The following is a 15907-nucleotide window of genomic DNA, read 5'->3' on the forward strand; positions in this document are numbered from 1 at the left end:
CCATTCGTTCGTCAATACAAAACACGAACGAAAAGTATTTTTTTATGTTTTTTGTTCGTTTATTCCCACTCGATTGTTGCAGGCGGCTTGCTCGTAATGTCATACACAACGCGGTTTACGTGTGCGACCTCGTTGACAATACGCGTAGAAATCACTTCAAGCACATCCCATGGAATACGCGCCCAATCTGATGTCATACCGTCAATGGATGTTACGGCACGGATACCGACTGTGTAATCATATGTGCGTGCATCTCCCATAACTCCTACGCTGCGGATGTCCGGAAGTACAGTGAAGTACTGCCAAATTTCACGCTCAAGACCATGATTGGCGATTTCTTCGCGCAAAATCATATCAGATTCACGAACAATTTCCAATTTTTCTTCTGAAATCGCTCCAAGTACACGGATGCCCAGTCCAGGACCTGGGAACGGCTGGCGCCAAACGATATGTTCTGGAATACCAAGCTCTGTTCCAAGCGCGCGCACTTCATCTTTAAACAGCGTGCTAAGCGGCTCAATCAGCTTAAACTGCATATCTTCCGGCAGTCCGCCCACGTTGTGGTGCGATTTAATCGTCTGCGCCGTAGCTGTACCACTTTCGATGATATCTGTGTAAAGTGTTCCCTGCGCCAGGAATTCAATACCTTGAAGTTTTGATGCTTCATCATCAAAAACGTAAATAAACTCGTTACCGATAATTTTCCGTTTTTGTTCTGGATCTGATACGCCTGCCAGCTTGTTCATAAAGCGCTCTTTCGCATCAACTTTAATAATATTAATGTTAAAGCCGTTAGCAAATGTATCCATAACCTGCTCAGCTTCTCCTTTACGAAGAAGGCCGTGGTCAACAAAAATACATGTTAACTGATCGCCGATTGCTTTATGGATCAAAACCGCTACAACAGATGAATCTACACCGCCGGACATCGCGCAAAGCACTTTTTTATCGCCGACGATTTGGCGGATTTTTTCCACTTCGATTTCAACGTAGTTTTCCATAGACCAGTCGCCTGTGCAGCCACATACACCAAATACAAAGTTCTTTAAAAGATCGTTTCCGTATACGGAATGCTTTACTTCCGGATGGAATTGAACTGCGTACAGGTTTTCAGCTTTATTGCTCATTGCAGCAATTGGGCATGATGGACTTACCGCATCAACTGTAAAACCAGCTGGTGCTTCTGTTACAAGGTCACTATGGCTCATCCAGACAACCTGTTCGTTCGGAAGATCTGTAAATAGAGCAGACTCATTTTGAACGGTAATAGCGGCTTTTCCGTATTCACGGTGCGACGCTTTTGAAACTGTACCGCCAAAGTGTTTTGTCATCAGCTGCATACCGTAGCAAATACCGAAAATCGGCACATTCAAGTCAAAAATACGCTCATCGCAGTGAAAGGCGTCATCTGCGTATACGCTGTTTGGGCCACCTGAGAAAATAATCCCTTTCGGATTGATCTCTTTGATTTCTTCAACTGTAATAGTGTGCGGATGCAGCTCGCTGTATACGCCAAATTCACGAATACGACGTGTGATCAACTGGTTGTACTGGCTTCCAAAGTCAAGTACAAGAATCATTTCCTGGTGCTGCAATTCTGATTTCCCTGTCATGATTTTACTCTCTTCCCTTCAATTCCGTATTATCGGAAACATTTATCTATTTTTTGTTCGTGTTCACACATTTTGACCTCATTTTATATGGTTCAATGGAGCCGGTCAAGGCATTGTTCTGTTTATTGAAAATTCAAAAAGTAAAAATACGCACTGCTCTGCGGCGGATACCGTTTACATCATTTTTTGTTCCCATAAAAAAACTTCCCGGCGTCAGCCGGAAAGTTTTAGTTTTTCCAAAAATCATCAAATACCGTAATTGGAAGATGGCGTTTATGGCGTGTTTTTGTAAAATGCGCCTCGATTTTTTCAGCTGCCTCAGCTGGAATTTCTTTTCCTTCAAGATAGTCATCAATTTGTTCATACGTTACACCGAGCGCCACTTCATCCGGGATCAACGGTTTATTGTCTTCAAGGTCAGCAGTCGGTACTTTCATATACAAGTGCTCCGGTGCACCGAGCTCCTTCAGCATAGAACGGCCCTGGCGCTTATTTAAACGGAACAACGGAACAACGTCGGCTGCCCCGTCACCAAACTTTGTATAAAAGCCGGTAACAGCTTCCGCCGAATGGTCCGTTCCGATCACTACCGCTCCTTTTGCTGCAGCGATCGCATACTGCACTTTCATTCGCTCACGCGCTTTATCATTTCCTTTTATAAAATCGGAAATCTCAATACCGGCGGCTTCAACGGCCGCTTCGCTGGCGTCCACCGCTCCTTTAATATTAACCGTCAGGCGCTCATCCGCTCCAATAAAGTCCATAGCAGCCTGTGCATCCGGCTCGTCTTTTTGGACTCCATATGGAAGGCGGACGGCATAAAAGGTATAATCCTTGCCAGTTTCTTCACGAAGCTCTTCCACTGCAAGCTGCGCAAGGCGCCCGGCAAGCGTGGAATCTTGCCCCCCAGAAATTCCGAGCACGTATCCTTTCAGGAAAGGATACTGGCGGAGATAGTCTTTAAGAAAATCAATGCTTCGGCGAATCTCTTTTTGTGGATCGATTTGCGGCTGTACTTGCAGCTCTTCAATGATTTCTTTTTGTAATTCACGCATGATACAAGAAGTCCCCTTTCATTTCTGGTTCTTTCTAGTATCATACCACTTCCGCATGTGAATCAACCAACAAAAGCAAAAGTTTATCCCTCTCTTCCAAATCGGCATTTGAAAAAATAATGTGCATCCGTGTATGAAAAGGAAGCAATTATCAATACTAAAAAAGAGGACAGCCAGATGGCTGCCCTTCATTTTTACACTTCTGGTACGAATGTTTTACAGTCAGTTTCTTCCTGGTTGGAGGCCTGTTTGCCTTTATGACTCACCACGTAAATGGCATCTGCACTACATTTGTTTCCAGAACTCCAGTATTTGCAGTTGTTTACTTCACAAAGAACGTCTTTCGCCATTTGCTTACACCTCCTGGTCTTTAGTATGACCAATGCGGATGGTATCATACTTCGTTTTAACGTTTGATCCCGCGCTATTCAGGGAACAGGCGAAACGATAATACGACACTAAACGGAGGCCAAAATCATGAACAATGAACAAGTAGACGTTGTCATTGCAGGCGGCGGACCGGGCGGTTTAAATGCGGCACTCGTTTTGGGCAGGTCTTTGAAAAAAGTGCTTGTGATTGATGAAGACAGGCCGAGAAACAGTGCCACATTAAGATCGCACGGTTTTTTAACAAGGGATGGCGCCAGCCCGGATGAAATTCGCGAAATTGCCAGAGAACAACTAAAAACGTATCCAAATGTTACCTTCATTAAGGATGTCGTGGAAGATGTTGAACGAAAAAACGGCCTCTTTATGGTAAAAACTAAAAATGGAAAAATGGCTTCCGGCAGGAAAATGATTTTCGCAACCGGTATGAAGGACCACCTGCCCGATATTCCGGGGCTTGATAAAGTATATGGAAAAACGGTTTTTCATTGTCCATACTGTGACGGCTGGGAACGGCAGCACGATCCGATTGCCCTTTTTGCAGACGGAAAAGCTCTTCTTCCGTTCGTTAAACTCATTTTTAACTGGAGTAAAGACTTAATCGTTTTTTCCAACGGGCCGGCTGGAATCACAGCAGAAGAAAAAAAACAGCTTATGCATTACAATATTCCGCTGATTGAAACACCTATCGCTAACCTGCAGTCGACGGATGGGCAATTAGAAAAAGTGGTGTTGCAAAATGGGGACAGCATCCGCCGCACCGGCGGCTTTATGGCTTCTACCGGAGAACGACAAGGCTCCTCTCTTCCCGCCCAGCTCGGCATTCGGCTCAATGATCAACATGAATATGTGACCGGCCAGCACGGACAAACAGAGATCAAGGATTTGTTTATTATTGGCGATGCCAAAAACACCTTTACGAGTCTGGTCGGTGCAGCAAGCCAGGGCTATGAGGCAGCCGTAAAAATAAATGGGGACTTTGCGGCAGAAAACTGGGCCGCCGGCTTACAAACAACTTCTCATTAAGCTCATTCGATACGCTTGGCCAGCGGATTTTGGGTTTAAATTTTCCGAACTGCGGCAAGCTATACAGGCATGCCATACAACAGGAGGATCGATCCATGGATTTAAAAGATAAAATGACTTTTCATGTAACCGGTACGACAGAAAAATTAAAAACGACAATTCAATCAAAGCAGCATACACTTATATTGGATGAGCCGCCGGCAGTCGGCGGAGGCGACAACGGCCCCGATCCCCTTTCTTATCTCCTCGCTTCTTTAGCTGGATGCGAAAACATTATCGCGTATATGGTGGCACAGGAAATGAATTTTGACCTTCAATCCATGGAGATGGATGTAAAAGGAGTACTTGATCCGCTCGGTATGCGGGGAGAGCCTGGAGTTCAAGTGTTTTTTGAAAAAGTTTCCTTTAAAGCAAAGGTTTCCACAAGCGAATCGGAAGAACGCCTTGCAGAACTACAAGAAAAAACCGATGCCCGGTGCCCGTTGATGACGATGATGAGAGCAGCCGGCATTGAATTAGAAACAGAATGGGTAAAAGCGTAAATGATATCCGAGTCAGCCCGAATGATTCATTCAGGCTGACTTTTTTATTCGATTAACTGTATAAGGTGCGCGGCTGCTTTCTCAATGTCCACTCTTTTATTGCCGGATGCCATATCATGAACAGCTCTTATCCGGCCGTCCGCGTCTACCATATACATGGAAGTTGAATGCGTAATGACGCCCTCTTCGCTTTTTTCATATACCATGTTAAATTGCTCAGCGTATTTTCTCGTTTGCTGTTCAGTGCCGCGCAGAAACAGCCAGTTCGATGATTGAATATCAAAGGCTTCCTTATACTGCAAAATGACTGGTACAGTATCAAACGCTGGATCAAGCGTAACAGATAAGATACTATACTGCTCCTCTTCTATTCCTTTTTCCTCCAATGTCCGCTGAAGCTTTTTTAAATCCTGTATCGTAAAGGGACAGACATCCGGGCACTTGGTGTAAAAAAACGACACAAGCGCCGGCTTCCCATTCGTCGAAAAAGCATTACCGCTTACCTCTTGGAGAGAAGATTCATCCACTCGGCCTAGATTAGGCAGGTCTGACAGAGAAACCCAAATATAATAAAAGAAAACACACCCTATAACAGCGGCAGCGGCGAGCGAAGCTTTCTTCATCGCATCTACTCTCCTTTCTACATGCGAAGCGAATAGCGAATAGATAACAGAATACAGGCATAAAAGCAGGCAGCAGCAAATGGAATGGCGGCCAGATCCATAGCAGCGGCTGATTCGACCGGTATTCTGCATAAAGCCGGGTTCTGCAGAACAGCACCAAGCATCGTACCCATTGCTCCTCCGATTGCTCCATTATATAACCCATTCAATTGAGCTGGATTTCGCAGCAATTTACCAAAATTCCAGCCACTCCATGTCCCGAAAAGCAAAGAAGCACCATAAAAGCCGGGAAAAAGCAGAATCAAGTACATACTAAAAAGGAAGGAAGTAAGCATCGTGATAGTCATACAAATGACAAGTGTAAAATGATCGTCAAAAAGCAGCTGCTTTTTCTTTAATAAATGATAAATGCGATATAATTCAACTCCATTCCAGCTGCTTAATAATAAAATGAATAGCAATTTCCTCACGACCTTTGAATAGAGATAATAATAAGAAGGAAGCAGAACAAAAAGAGACCGTGAACAAACAAAATAATTTGGCCTGGCATATCTAGTACTGATCCCAGCATAGGAGCCATAATGCCAACCATGAAACCGTTTGTTACTCCAGCTAAACAGGTTTGATAATCAAAAAGCAGTCCAAACGCTGCGCCTGCTGCAGCACCGATTGCAGCGGAAGTGATTGTAATGAGCGAAAAATGAAAAGGAAAGGCCAAAATCAAAACAATCCCGGCCAGCAGCGCCGCGACTCCGCCCATCACCTGGCTGATATTCATCCCAAGTTGAATGCCGACCCATTTTTTCCGGCGAAATACATACACAAACAGAATACTGCATAATAGTAGGTCTATAGCCAAAAGATACAGCAGCGTAACTTCCTTCATTCTTGCACCTCACCTTCACAGGCTGAATAATTTAATAAAAACAACTTTCTTTGCAATTTTTGCTTTTTATAGCTATGCGTATTCTCAAGCAGATATCTCTTGTTCACACAAATAAGACCCCTTCTAGCTCAGGGGTCTTACAAAACACTAATCATGCTGCTTTACTTTTTTTCCAGCAAAACAAAATCTTTGAATGAGAACAAAGCGGCTGTTACTGCTGCGCCTGCTGCCGGCTCTTCTTCTTCTTCTTCTTCAAGCCCTAGCACATCGATTTCTTCTACCTCCGGCTCTACTGCTTCTGCGCTGTAAGAAACCGCATTGAAAACAACTTTTGCATCAGGATCCTTACTGATAACTGTGATGCGGATTTCAAATGAAAGAACCGGTGTTGCCATAGGACCGCCATTTAGTAAGTCCGCAAAAAAGTGCTGCGTCTGATGGCATGGAATTTTCGTTTTTTCTGCCGGCATGACCGGTGCAGCCATCGCTTTCATTGGAACGGCCATACCAACAGGCGTAGTCGTAAGTCCAGCAGAAATAGCCGGGTCGCCCCAGTTCAATACTTCTACTTTCACCTGTACAGAATCTTTGTCAAAGTTTGTGGCAGATACCCATAGCTCTTGGGCAACCTGAGCCCCTGCTGCCGCATTTGAAATAGGCCCCGACGTATATACTTTTTTGTGTTTTTGCTTTTTACACTCCATATCCTTTTCCTCCTTTTTATAATAATAAGCATTGCAGCGTTTGCAATTTTTTACCTTATCGTCATTCTTAGACTTGCAGTGATAACATTTCCAACTGCCCATATATTCGTTAACCCCCCTCCCTATTTATTCCAAGTTTTTTCTTGGTTCTATATCGTATGAACGTACTTACAGCCCCGTATAATGCATCTAACCATTTTTACTGATTTTTTAAAGTAATCACTCAGCAGATTACAAAGACAACCTGCTGTCCTTAATGTTTTTCGTAAGAATAATCATTCTGCATGTACATATACATTTTCTGTAGTTTGGCATAAGGGGGAACATAATGAAAACCCATATGAGATTTGATCAATACCTTTCCGCATTGCTCGAAAAAAGAAAATGCGAACCACGAACTGAAAGCAAAACAGACGAAACAAAAGAAAGATTCAGCTCCCCTGCCGGGGCGGCGCCTACAGAAGAAATACGCTTGTTTACTGAATACAAAGAACAGGCGAATCTGCTGCAGATCGCAAAATCTGCTCCCCAAAAAAGAAAGTTTTTAATACTGAAAAAATTCTTTAAGATGAGACGAAATCAGCAGGTAATCGTTTTTCTGAGAAAAGGCGGGCATGTTGTTGAAACAACGGGCAAAGTGAATGCGGTTGGCCGTGATTTTGTGATGCTCACAAATGCAAAAGAGCGGATTTGGATTCCTTTTCAAGCAATTGAATCCGCTAATATTCCAACAGGTATTCCTCTTTATTCCACTACCCACCAAAATCTTATTTATGATAATCAGCTAAAACAGCGTTTACTTTCCAATTTTGGCGAGACCGTTGCCGCGAGAGATATACTCATTCAGCAGTTTTATGAGGAAACACTTTTAACGAATTTGAATTCCTGGAAGTACTTATGGGTGAAGGTTGAAACTGAAAAAAAAGCTTTATTCGGAAAAATGGAGGATATAGACAGCCAAACTCTCCGTCTATCTTTTTGGAAGGAAAAGCACGAAATTGATATTGCGCATATTGTTACAATTCAAAACATACGTTACATAAGCCTCTTTCCATTAATTGTAACAAGACTTTCCCGAATATTTTAGGTGAATGTATTCCCATTTCTCACTGCCTCAGTCTTCACATGTCTTGCCTGCGGATTCTTTTAGTAAAGGAGAGATAGAATGAGTAACAAACGGGATGAAAAAGAAAAACAAGCTGAAAACCTAATTGCCGCGGAAAATGAAAATACGAGTAAAGAACTGGAGATATCCGAGGACAACACGGAAGAAAAGGAACATGCAGCAGAACAAGAAAACGATAAAAAAGAGGATGAGGAAAAAGACCACGAGGAGGAAGACGAGGAAGAAGAAGAAGAGGAGGAAGACGAGGAAGAGGAAGAGGAAGAAGAAGAAGAGGAGGAAGACGAGGAAGAGGATGACGAGGATGATTTTTTTGAAGAATTGACCAGTTTGATAGGCCAGAGTGTATTAATTATTACCGAAGCGTCTCAACTAAATTTGCTCGGCCAGACATTCAGACCTATTTTTTGCGGACCGATTGTTGAAGTAGAGAGAAGCCATCTGACAATTGATCCAGTCACCATTAAAATTTTAAATGCGCCATTTTTTCAGTTTCCGCTGCCGCTGTCCATTCCTCTTGAAAAAATTGCCCAGCTGACACCTTGTTTTGATTGCAATGAGCGGTTCCCGCTTATTTAAAGCCAGGAAGAAAGGAAGTGCAGAAGAATGACGTCTAGATCTTCCAGTTTAAATTCCCTTAATGTTATGCATGATACGGCTCTTGTGGAATACTTCGGGGCATCCATTGGCCAAAGGGCTTTTATATTGACCCCTTCCTATCCCTTTATGTTTGTCGGTGAAATTGTTTCCTTGATAGGAGACCAAGTAGAGCTTGCAGTCGAAACGACCCATTTTGCCCAGCTTGAAAACCGAAGCTGGCTCATTCATATTGACAATATCGAAGTGTTTTATATTGAGTTTTCCGGTGATCCGCGCATCCCAGAGTTAAATGACATGCTGTAACGAGGAGGAAAACGATGATACGTCGTTATCATGTAGTCGCGATTCCCATCCGGATGGTGGTAAACAATTTTGGCGACCATAACCCTGATGGACAGATGTATGTGTTGAAGGAAAATGAAGAAAAGGTAAAAGAGCTGATCCGTAAAAACCCCTTTACGCCGGTAGAACTTGTACAGCCGCTTACGATCAGGGCGAACGAAGGTGATACGGTTGAAATTCTCTTTGAAAATCAGCTTCCTTTTGCAGCAGGCATGCATTTTCAGGATCTCGATTATAACGTGTTAACGTCAGACGGAGCCAATGTCGGATTTAATCCGAGCTCACTGGCTGAATGTGGTGAACAGCTTCTTTACAAGCTGGAGGCCACGTTTGAAGGCATTTGTTTTTTCACCGATGTCGGCAATGTATCGAGCACCGAAGAAGGTTCCAGTATTCAAGGCCTTTTCGGTACGCTGCTCGTCGAAAAAAGAGGGTCCTGGTGGACGGACCCCGTTACAGGCGGGCCGATTAACAGCGGTGTGTTTGCAGACATTCATCATCCTTTCCTTCCCTCCTTCCGTGAATACGCATGGTTTTTCCATGATGAGATGGAAGTGGATGATTTAACCGGCAACCCGCCGCTTAATGCGATGACCAATCAGGAAGCCGAATCGTTTCATGGCGTGAATTACCGGTATGAACCTCTTCATAACCGCCTAAAGCTGGTGGAAGAAGGTGTTGTGTCCCCCGAGGTTGAAGGCGAGGAAGTTCATCACGACTCCTGGATGTTTGGCGATCCTGCAACGCCGATTCTGCGCGGATACCGGGATGATCCGGCTGTGATCCGCCTGATTCATGCAGCTGCCAAAGAGACACATGTTTTTCACTATCATGCACATCAATGGCTGAGAGACCCGAGTAACGTTCAGTCAGAATTCGTAGATGCACAGGCGATCAGCCCGCAGTCCCACTACAGCATTCAGCCTTTGTACGGACTCGGGAGTCTGCCCGGGACGATCGGGGATGTGATCATTCACTGCCACCTGTATACGCACTTTGAAGCCGGGATGTGGGGGCTGAACCGGATTTTTGACACATTACAGGACGGAAGCCAGTGCTATCCGAACGGCGCGCCGATTGCCCCGCTTCAGCCGCTGCCGGACCGCCCAGCCCCGCCGAGCCCGACAAAAGAAAGGCCGGGATTCCCGAACTTCATTCCCGGAAAAGTCGGCTGCAAGGCACCCCGGCCCCCTCTCGGTATTGTCGGCGGCCGGGAGATGACGGAGCTTGAGAAAAACGCAGCTATCCCGAATGCAAGGCCTGGAGCTGTTTTTGTAGATCCATGCATGAATAATTCGGTTGTTGAAGAGTTCAACATATCCGTCATTGAGCTGCCGATTGTTTATAACAAACAAGGCTGGTATGACCCAAAAGGAAGGATTTATGTGCGGGATGAAGACCTGGATGATGTGCTGTCCGGAAAAAAAGAACCGGAACCGCTTGTGCTGCATGTAGCCGCCAATACGTGTATTCGAGTTAATTTCACCAACCGGCTCCCCCATATTCTCGATGGAGACGCTTTTCAGCTGGTGACCCGAACGTATGAGACTGCTTTCCATATTCATTTCGTCAAATTTGATGTTCTCGTAGCAGACGGCGCTAACGTAGGGTGGAATTATGACAGCTCCGTTTTGCCGAATGAAACGATTCGGTATGAATATTTCGCCGAAACGGAATTAAAAGCCTTTTTCGTTCATGACCATCTGTTTCCTGTTTCCCATCAGCTGCATGGTATTTTTGGAACCATTGTCGTGCATCCGCGCTTTTCTCAATTTTTAGATTCTAAAACAGGTGAAGAAACGGATAAGGGAGCCGAAATAACGGTCAGACATCCGCTTATCCCTGATTATCGTGACTTTGCACTGTTTGTCCAGGATTTTGCTTTTTTATTTGATAAAGACGGCTGTCCGATTCAGCCGCCGAAGTTTCCTGGTTCACCGGATGATCCTGGTATTTTTGCGGTTAATTATAAAAACGAGCCGCTGCAGTTCCGGCTTGGGAAAGACTGTGACCCCGCCTACTCGTTCAGCTCCTATGTAAATGGAGATCCCATCACGCCCGTTTTCAAGGCTTATGAAGGAGATTCCATCCGTATTCGGCTTCTGCAGGGTGCTCATGAAGAATCACACAGCTTTAATTTACATGGATTAAGATGGAGATCAGAGCGGCCGAGTAATGATTCCCAGATCCGGTCACAGCAGCATATCGGCATTTCAGAATCTTTTACGTTTGAAATAGACGTTCCAAGAGCCGGGGATTATTTGTGGGCTTTTGAAACAGAAGAAGATGTGTGGAACGGTACGTGGGGATTAATCCGCGCATATGATCAGGAAGTAGATCATCTCATTCCACTGTCCGACCAGCCTTTACCGGAGCCAAGAACACGGCCGCTGCCTGAAGTAACCGGAAAGCCGCCGGCTCCTGCCGATCCACAGTCTACCCTTCCGCCTGAAGCAGCGCATAATGCGCCAATTCGGCGATACAGTGTCGTCGCTTTTCAAACGCCAATTTTATACAACTCATTTGGGGATCATGACCCATTTGGCATCGTGTTTGCTTTAGAAGAAGACGTAGCTGACATTCTGTCAGGTAGAAAAAACCCGGAGCCGCTGGTACTGAGAGGTAATTCTGGTGATTTAGTCGAAGTTACCTTAACCAGCCGGCTCAAGTTTGACTTATTCCCGTTCCCGGATGGCATTCATCCTTATCCACCAGTAAAAGAGCAGGCTTTTTACCCGCCGTCCCTGCGGATTTCCCTGCATGTCAATATGCTGGACTATGATGTGACCACTTCGAGCGGCGGCACCGTTGGCTTTAATCCTGACCAGACGGTAGGACCTGGCGAATCAATTACGTATCGCTGGCATGTGCAGGACGGATTTGGCACCTGCGCCATGTGGGATATGGCCGATTTGCGGAATCACCGCTCCTTTGGAACATTTGGCGCATTTATTGCGGAGCCGCGGTTTACAACATACCACGATCCTTACACGCTGGAACCTGTTCGAACTGGCACGAATGTAGTGCTTAAGAATCCGCTGGTCGGCGGCGGATACAGAGAATTTGTTTTAGTCATGCATGACGGTGTTCGTTTAGAAGACAAGAACGGTAAAGTGATTATCGATCCACTGGACGGCGTAATTCCAGAACCTGACCCTGAAGACGATGAAGTAGATACCTATGATTTCGGGTCACGCGGCTTCAATTATCGGACAGAACGATTAATTAACCGTTTTAGGAAACATCCTGTTTTAAGTGACTTATTTAGCTCAGAGGTTCACGGTGATCCGGCCACACCTGTTTTTGAAGCGTATCCTGGTGATCCAGTCGTGATTCGGCTTACGACACCGTCAGAACGCCGAAGAGCGCACACCTTTCACCTTCACGGCCATAATTGGAAATTCGACCCGAGAGATATTGAATCCCGTATTGATTCATACACAGGCCATATGGCTGTGGGTGTCACAGAAGACCTGCTTTTAATCGGCGGTGCTGGGGGAATCTACAACTATCCAGGGGATTATATGTACCGGTCCGGCAACATTCGCTGGGATATTGAGCAGGGAATGTGGGGAATTATGCGGGTTCACAGCAAAGTACAGCCCCATTTGCCGCCTTTATCTCATTGACATTGGTAAGATTAAACGGTTTGTTTCCTTTTCACATGGAAAAGCGGTGTTCCATAAGGAATACCGCTTTTTTCATAGGGCTTGTCAGCAGAATTTATCAAGCCGTTCTACCCACTTGATTTGATCAAATTGGACAAGGAACACTTTTTGCTTGAATCCATGATTATGATTCTCTTTTTTCACTTTCACAACAATCTCAATAAAATCATTGCCTACAAAAGTAATTCTCCCTTGAACAATCTTCTCCTCTTCAAGGACAACCTTAACTCGCTCACCGATCAGCTGCCGCAAACGAAATGCCATGCTGCTTCTTAACCCGCTCAAGCGGATGCGGAAACGATCATCGCACAAACATCTGTCCATAAAATGGTGGTCTCCATGCCCATGTCCGCAGCGGCTGCATAAACCATGATGCTGGAAATCATGATGCAGATGGTGGTTGTGTGAATGAAACTGGCTGAAAGAATGGCCTTTGCTGCAGCCGCAGGAATGATGATGATTTTTTCCAAAATCATGACAATTACAGTTTAGCATACTCATAGTTTTCCTCCTTTCCCATTACAGTGAAGTATTTAGACTGAGAAAAGCGCAAGCCGTAAACCGTTTCGCTGCTTTCATCTGCTTCTCACAGTCTACTATCATCCTATGCTTAACTAGTAAATCTGAATAAACTACCGTCCCCTTTTTTAGAAAAAAATAGAATTATTTTTACAAGTCACCAGTGAAAAATGATCACATACGATATGAAGAAAGAGGAACGTTGTTTCTTTACGTGTGATAAAAAGGAAAGCTTGAGCAAAAAGGAAGTGACCCCATGCAGGAACATTCACATTTCGATGATTCTTTTGGCCATAAAGAGGACTGTTCAAAGAGCGAAAACAGGCCAACTTTTCCATCCCCTCCTTCCTGTCTTCCTGAGAGACAGCAGGAGGAGCTCGAAGCCAAAATTGATGAAACGAACGCACTATTGCTTAACCTTGCTTTGTCGAACGAACAGTCGGAAGAAGGACGAAGAGTATCATTCGAAGGATTAGTCGGCCAGTGGGCAGAAGTAGTACTTACGCGTGAAGGAGAAGCAGGGCTGCCAGCCGTTAAAAAAGGAAACCGAACAAAAATAAAAAACAGTAAAGAAAGTTTATTTAAGAAAAAGCTGGCAGCAAGAAAACGCAAGAAAAGACGGACTGTCCGGCTGAAAGCGCATGCCGGCAAAAAAAAGCTGCCGCAGACAGCACTACCCAAAAGCAGCGTGCTTCTTTACAAGCAATCCGGGCGTGTTCAGCTGGCTGGACGTAATTTCGTGCTCTTAAAGAAAAAAGAGCACGAAATAATCATTCCTTTTTCAAAAATAAAATCGATCAAGTCCTTTACACGCCATCCCGGACTCGAAAAAGGACCGGCTTTACTTGACATTGACCCCGTACTTCGACGTGCACTTATGTTTAAATTCGGGGAAACAGTTGCTTCTTCTCCCGAATTGATTCACCTTTTCTTTAAAATGACACTCCCTATTTTCTTATTAGGTTACATCGACAAAAAGGTAAATATTGTATTATCAAAAAAAGCCATATCCGGCCATATTCATGAAGTGGATAAAGAAACAGTTACGATCATCACAGCCCAAAAAAAGCAACGTGTAATTCCTCTGGATTCCATTTGTTTAATTGTTTCATCATCCCAATAATACAACAGCTGCATTCTTTTCTTTATTTTTTCTTTTCCAGATCCGTTTTATACTGACTCATTGATAAAAAGGCCGGCCTCTTTCAAACAAAGGGACCGGCCTTTTTTATTGCCGGAAATCCTGAATCCTTAAAAAGCAAAAAACAAAATAAGTTTAAATATTTTCACCGCCAACTCCACATCCTACGTAAAGGCATGACCAACCAGTAATGGTCTGTCCGCTGTTTACCCAGTATTGCGCTCTTATTGTATGCAGGAAAGCATAACGGCCATGATTCTAAAGTTGGAGGAGGAACGAACACGATGAAATATGTATCAGCATTGTTAATAAAATTTGTCATGGTAACGCTCGTTCTTTGGATTATTCTAGGCGGATTCTTTAATATTTCCTTGGGTGACATCTTCACAATCAGCGTTCTGCTCACTGCCGCCGGCTTTCTGATCGGGGATTTATTTATTTTACCGAGATTCGGAAATCCTACAGCATCTGCTGCTGATTTTGGCTTAACACTTATTGGTGTCTGGCTGCTGGGAGCCCTTTTGTTTGAACCGCGTATTTCATTATGGGCAGCTGCTCTTTTATGCGCCGTTGTCATTGCAATTGGCGAATATTTTTTCCATATGTATATGCTAAAGCAGGGACCCGCTGGACAATCTCAGCAAAACAAGAAAAAGGACGGCGGCAAAAACGCGGACAAAAACGCCAACCAGGCTGTATCCACTTTCAAATACCAAACCGAAGCCGGCTCCGATATGGCGGTTCGGCCGAATGTCAACAAAGCCAATATTGATCAACAAGGCGCCGTCATTCAAGATCAAAAAAAGAAAACCATTTCGATGGACCGATACCAAACCGAAGCCGGATCGGATATCTCTGTGAAACCGGCTGACGAGCAAAATAAAAAGAATAAACAAGGCGAAGCGGCAAAGTCTGAGAAAAAACAAAAAGACTCAACCGGCCAATACGGGACAGAAGCCGGCTTAGACATGTCCTTCGCTTCCCGTATTCAAAAAACCGGGAAAAACAGCAAGAAGGGCGTGTCAGCACAATCCGGGAAAAACCAGCAGAATTCGTCTGATCAGTATGGCACAGAGGCCGGTTCCGATATGTCCGTTACTTCCGGCAATAAAAAAGCCGGGAAAAACAACAAGCAGGACGGCTCGGCACAATCCGGGAAAAACCAGCAGAATTCATCCGATCAGTATGGTACAGAAGCCGGATCTGATACGTCCTTTACTTTCGGTAATCAAAAACCGGGACGGAGCAACAAACAGGGCAGCTCCGCGCAAACTGGAAAAAGCCCGCAAAATGCATCGGATCAATATAGTACAGAAGCTGGATCGGATACGTCCTTTACTTTCGGCAATCAAAAACCGGGACGGAGCAACAAACAGGGCAGCTCCGCACAAGCTGGGAAAAATCAACAGAATGCATCGGATCCGTATAGCACAGAAGCTGGATCTGATATGTCTGTTGCCTCTTCTAACCAACAAGCTGGTACGAGCAATAAACAAGGGCAGCCATCACAGTCCGGAAAAGCGGATCAAGGCTCAAGCGATCCATACGGGACAGAAGCCGGCTGTGAGATGACTATTATAGATGTACCAAGAAAACGCAAGAAGATGAACCTGAAACGAAAATAAGGCAGGACCATATAAAGCCAATCCTTTATTAAAAAGGATTGGCTTTATATTTT

The 15907-nt window shown here is 44.6% G+C and carries 16 protein-coding genes; 8 read left to right on the plus strand and 8 right to left on the minus strand.

The window, feature by feature from the left end; all coding sequences use genetic code 11:
* Nucleotides 1–59: 59 nt before the first annotated feature.
* The 3 genes from guaA to RIN81_RS11215 form a co-directional block, all read right to left on the minus strand.
* Nucleotides 60–1613, minus strand: coding sequence for a glutamine-hydrolyzing GMP synthase (gene guaA / locus RIN81_RS11205; protein ID WP_242233954.1), 1554 nt, complete (start codon nucleotides 1611–1613; stop codon nucleotides 60–62).
* Nucleotides 1614–1840: 227 nt separating this feature from the next.
* Nucleotides 1841–2668 (minus strand): ammonia-dependent NAD(+) synthetase, encoded by an 828-nt coding sequence (gene nadE, locus RIN81_RS11210; RefSeq protein ID WP_251272669.1) that lies wholly within the window; start codon nucleotides 2666–2668, stop codon nucleotides 1841–1843.
* Between the two features lie 194 nt (nucleotides 2669–2862).
* A complete protein-coding gene (locus tag RIN81_RS11215) occupies nucleotides 2863–3018 on the minus strand; it encodes a DUF1540 domain-containing protein (RefSeq protein ID WP_242233956.1) in 156 nt (51 codons plus the stop codon).
* Between the two features lie 127 nt (nucleotides 3019–3145).
* Here RIN81_RS11215 and RIN81_RS11220 point away from each other — a divergent pair, with 127 nt between their 5' ends.
* Both RIN81_RS11220 and RIN81_RS11225 read left to right on the plus strand, forming a co-directional pair.
* Nucleotides 3146–4081 (plus strand): NAD(P)/FAD-dependent oxidoreductase, encoded by a 936-nt coding sequence (locus RIN81_RS11220; protein WP_309090193.1) that lies wholly within the window; start codon nucleotides 3146–3148, stop codon nucleotides 4079–4081.
* A gap of 95 nt (nucleotides 4082–4176) precedes the next feature.
* A complete protein-coding gene (locus tag RIN81_RS11225; RefSeq protein ID WP_309090195.1) occupies nucleotides 4177–4623 on the plus strand; it encodes an OsmC family protein in 447 nt (148 codons plus the stop codon).
* A 44-nt stretch (nucleotides 4624–4667) separates the two neighbouring features.
* Here RIN81_RS11225 and RIN81_RS11230 read toward each other — a convergent pair whose 3' ends face one another.
* The 4 genes from RIN81_RS11230 to RIN81_RS11245 all read right to left on the minus strand — a co-directional run bounded on the left by RIN81_RS11230 (nucleotide 4668) and on the right by RIN81_RS11245 (nucleotide 6836).
* Nucleotides 4668–5246 carry an SCO family protein gene (locus RIN81_RS11230; RefSeq protein ID WP_309090197.1) on the minus strand — a complete coding sequence of 193 codons (579 nt, stop codon included), beginning with the start codon at nucleotides 5244–5246 and terminating at the stop codon, nucleotides 4668–4670.
* Between the two features lie 17 nt (nucleotides 5247–5263).
* Nucleotides 5264–5707: a hypothetical protein gene (locus RIN81_RS11235; protein ID WP_309090199.1), complete on the minus strand. Its 444-nt coding sequence runs from the start codon at nucleotides 5705–5707 to the stop codon at nucleotides 5264–5266.
* Between the two features lie 5 nt (nucleotides 5708–5712).
* Complete coding sequence (locus RIN81_RS11240; RefSeq protein ID WP_309090201.1) at nucleotides 5713–6132, minus strand: hypothetical protein; 420 nt, start codon at nucleotides 6130–6132, stop codon at nucleotides 5713–5715.
* Between the two features lie 161 nt (nucleotides 6133–6293).
* Nucleotides 6294–6836, minus strand: a complete 543-nt coding sequence (locus RIN81_RS11245) for a hypothetical protein (RefSeq protein ID WP_309090203.1) — start codon at nucleotides 6834–6836, stop codon at nucleotides 6294–6296.
* 328 nt (nucleotides 6837–7164) lie between these two features.
* Here RIN81_RS11245 and RIN81_RS11250 point away from each other — a divergent pair, with 328 nt between their 5' ends.
* From RIN81_RS11250 to RIN81_RS11265, 4 genes are all read left to right on the plus strand, one after another.
* Complete coding sequence (locus RIN81_RS11250) at nucleotides 7165–7923, plus strand: hypothetical protein (RefSeq protein ID WP_309090205.1); 759 nt, start codon at nucleotides 7165–7167, stop codon at nucleotides 7921–7923.
* Between the two features lie 78 nt (nucleotides 7924–8001).
* Nucleotides 8002–8538: a hypothetical protein gene (locus tag RIN81_RS11255; protein ID WP_309090207.1), complete on the plus strand. Its 537-nt coding sequence runs from the start codon at nucleotides 8002–8004 to the stop codon at nucleotides 8536–8538.
* Nucleotides 8539–8565: 27 nt separating this feature from the next.
* Nucleotides 8566–8862 (plus strand): hypothetical protein, encoded by a 297-nt coding sequence (locus RIN81_RS11260; RefSeq protein WP_309090209.1) that lies wholly within the window; start codon nucleotides 8566–8568, stop codon nucleotides 8860–8862.
* A 14-nt stretch (nucleotides 8863–8876) separates the two neighbouring features.
* A complete protein-coding gene (locus RIN81_RS11265; RefSeq protein WP_309090210.1) occupies nucleotides 8877–12530 on the plus strand; it encodes a multicopper oxidase domain-containing protein in 3654 nt (1217 codons plus the stop codon).
* Nucleotides 12531–12614: 84 nt separating this feature from the next.
* On the opposite strand, the gene RIN81_RS11270 is transcribed toward RIN81_RS11265, so the two are convergent.
* Complete coding sequence (locus tag RIN81_RS11270) at nucleotides 12615–13070, minus strand: hypothetical protein (RefSeq protein ID WP_309090211.1); 456 nt, start codon at nucleotides 13068–13070, stop codon at nucleotides 12615–12617.
* 274 nt (nucleotides 13071–13344) lie between these two features.
* Here RIN81_RS11270 and RIN81_RS11275 point away from each other — a divergent pair, with 274 nt between their 5' ends.
* Nucleotides 13345–14211, plus strand: a complete 867-nt coding sequence (locus tag RIN81_RS11275; protein WP_309090214.1) for an LSm family protein — start codon at nucleotides 13345–13347, stop codon at nucleotides 14209–14211.
* 302 nt (nucleotides 14212–14513) lie between these two features.
* Complete coding sequence (locus RIN81_RS11280) at nucleotides 14514–15854, plus strand: DUF2512 family protein (protein ID WP_309090216.1); 1341 nt, start codon at nucleotides 14514–14516, stop codon at nucleotides 15852–15854.
* The last annotated feature ends 53 nt before the right edge of the window (nucleotides 15855–15907 follow it).

The sequence above is a fragment of the Domibacillus sp. genome (assembly GCF_031181085.1).
Taxonomy (GTDB): Bacteria; Bacillota; Bacilli; order Bacillales; family Domibacillaceae; genus Domibacillus.

Excerpts from the sequence above, each read along its gene's own strand:
- guaA (WP_242233954.1), bottom strand. The coding sequence starts at position 1,613 with ATGACAGGGAAATCAGAATTGCAGCACCAGGAAATGATTCTTGTACTT.
- nadE (WP_251272669.1), bottom strand. The coding sequence starts at position 2,668 with ATGCGTGAATTACAAAAAGAAATCATTGAAGAGCTGCAAGTACAGCCG.
- RIN81_RS11215 (WP_242233956.1), bottom strand. The coding sequence starts at position 3,018 with ATGGCGAAAGACGTTCTTTGTGAAGTAAACAACTGCAAATACTGGAGT.
- RIN81_RS11220 (WP_309090193.1), top strand. The coding sequence starts at position 3,146 with ATGAACAATGAACAAGTAGACGTTGTCATTGCAGGCGGCGGACCGGGC.
- RIN81_RS11225 (WP_309090195.1), top strand. The coding sequence starts at position 4,177 with ATGGATTTAAAAGATAAAATGACTTTTCATGTAACCGGTACGACAGAA.
- RIN81_RS11230 (WP_309090197.1), bottom strand. The coding sequence starts at position 5,246 with ATGAAGAAAGCTTCGCTCGCCGCTGCCGCTGTTATAGGGTGTGTTTTC.
- RIN81_RS11240 (WP_309090201.1), bottom strand. The coding sequence starts at position 6,132 with ATGAAGGAAGTTACGCTGCTGTATCTTTTGGCTATAGACCTACTATTA.
- RIN81_RS11245 (WP_309090203.1), bottom strand. The coding sequence starts at position 6,836 with ATGGAGTGTAAAAAGCAAAAACACAAAAAAGTATATACGTCGGGGCCT.
- RIN81_RS11250 (WP_309090205.1), top strand. The coding sequence starts at position 7,165 with ATGAAAACCCATATGAGATTTGATCAATACCTTTCCGCATTGCTCGAA.
- RIN81_RS11255 (WP_309090207.1), top strand. The coding sequence starts at position 8,002 with ATGAGTAACAAACGGGATGAAAAAGAAAAACAAGCTGAAAACCTAATT.
- RIN81_RS11260 (WP_309090209.1), top strand. The coding sequence starts at position 8,566 with ATGACGTCTAGATCTTCCAGTTTAAATTCCCTTAATGTTATGCATGAT.
- RIN81_RS11265 (WP_309090210.1), top strand. The coding sequence starts at position 8,877 with ATGATACGTCGTTATCATGTAGTCGCGATTCCCATCCGGATGGTGGTA.
- RIN81_RS11270 (WP_309090211.1), bottom strand. The coding sequence starts at position 13,070 with ATGAGTATGCTAAACTGTAATTGTCATGATTTTGGAAAAAATCATCAT.
- RIN81_RS11275 (WP_309090214.1), top strand. The coding sequence starts at position 13,345 with ATGCAGGAACATTCACATTTCGATGATTCTTTTGGCCATAAAGAGGAC.
- RIN81_RS11280 (WP_309090216.1), top strand. The coding sequence starts at position 14,514 with ATGAAATATGTATCAGCATTGTTAATAAAATTTGTCATGGTAACGCTC.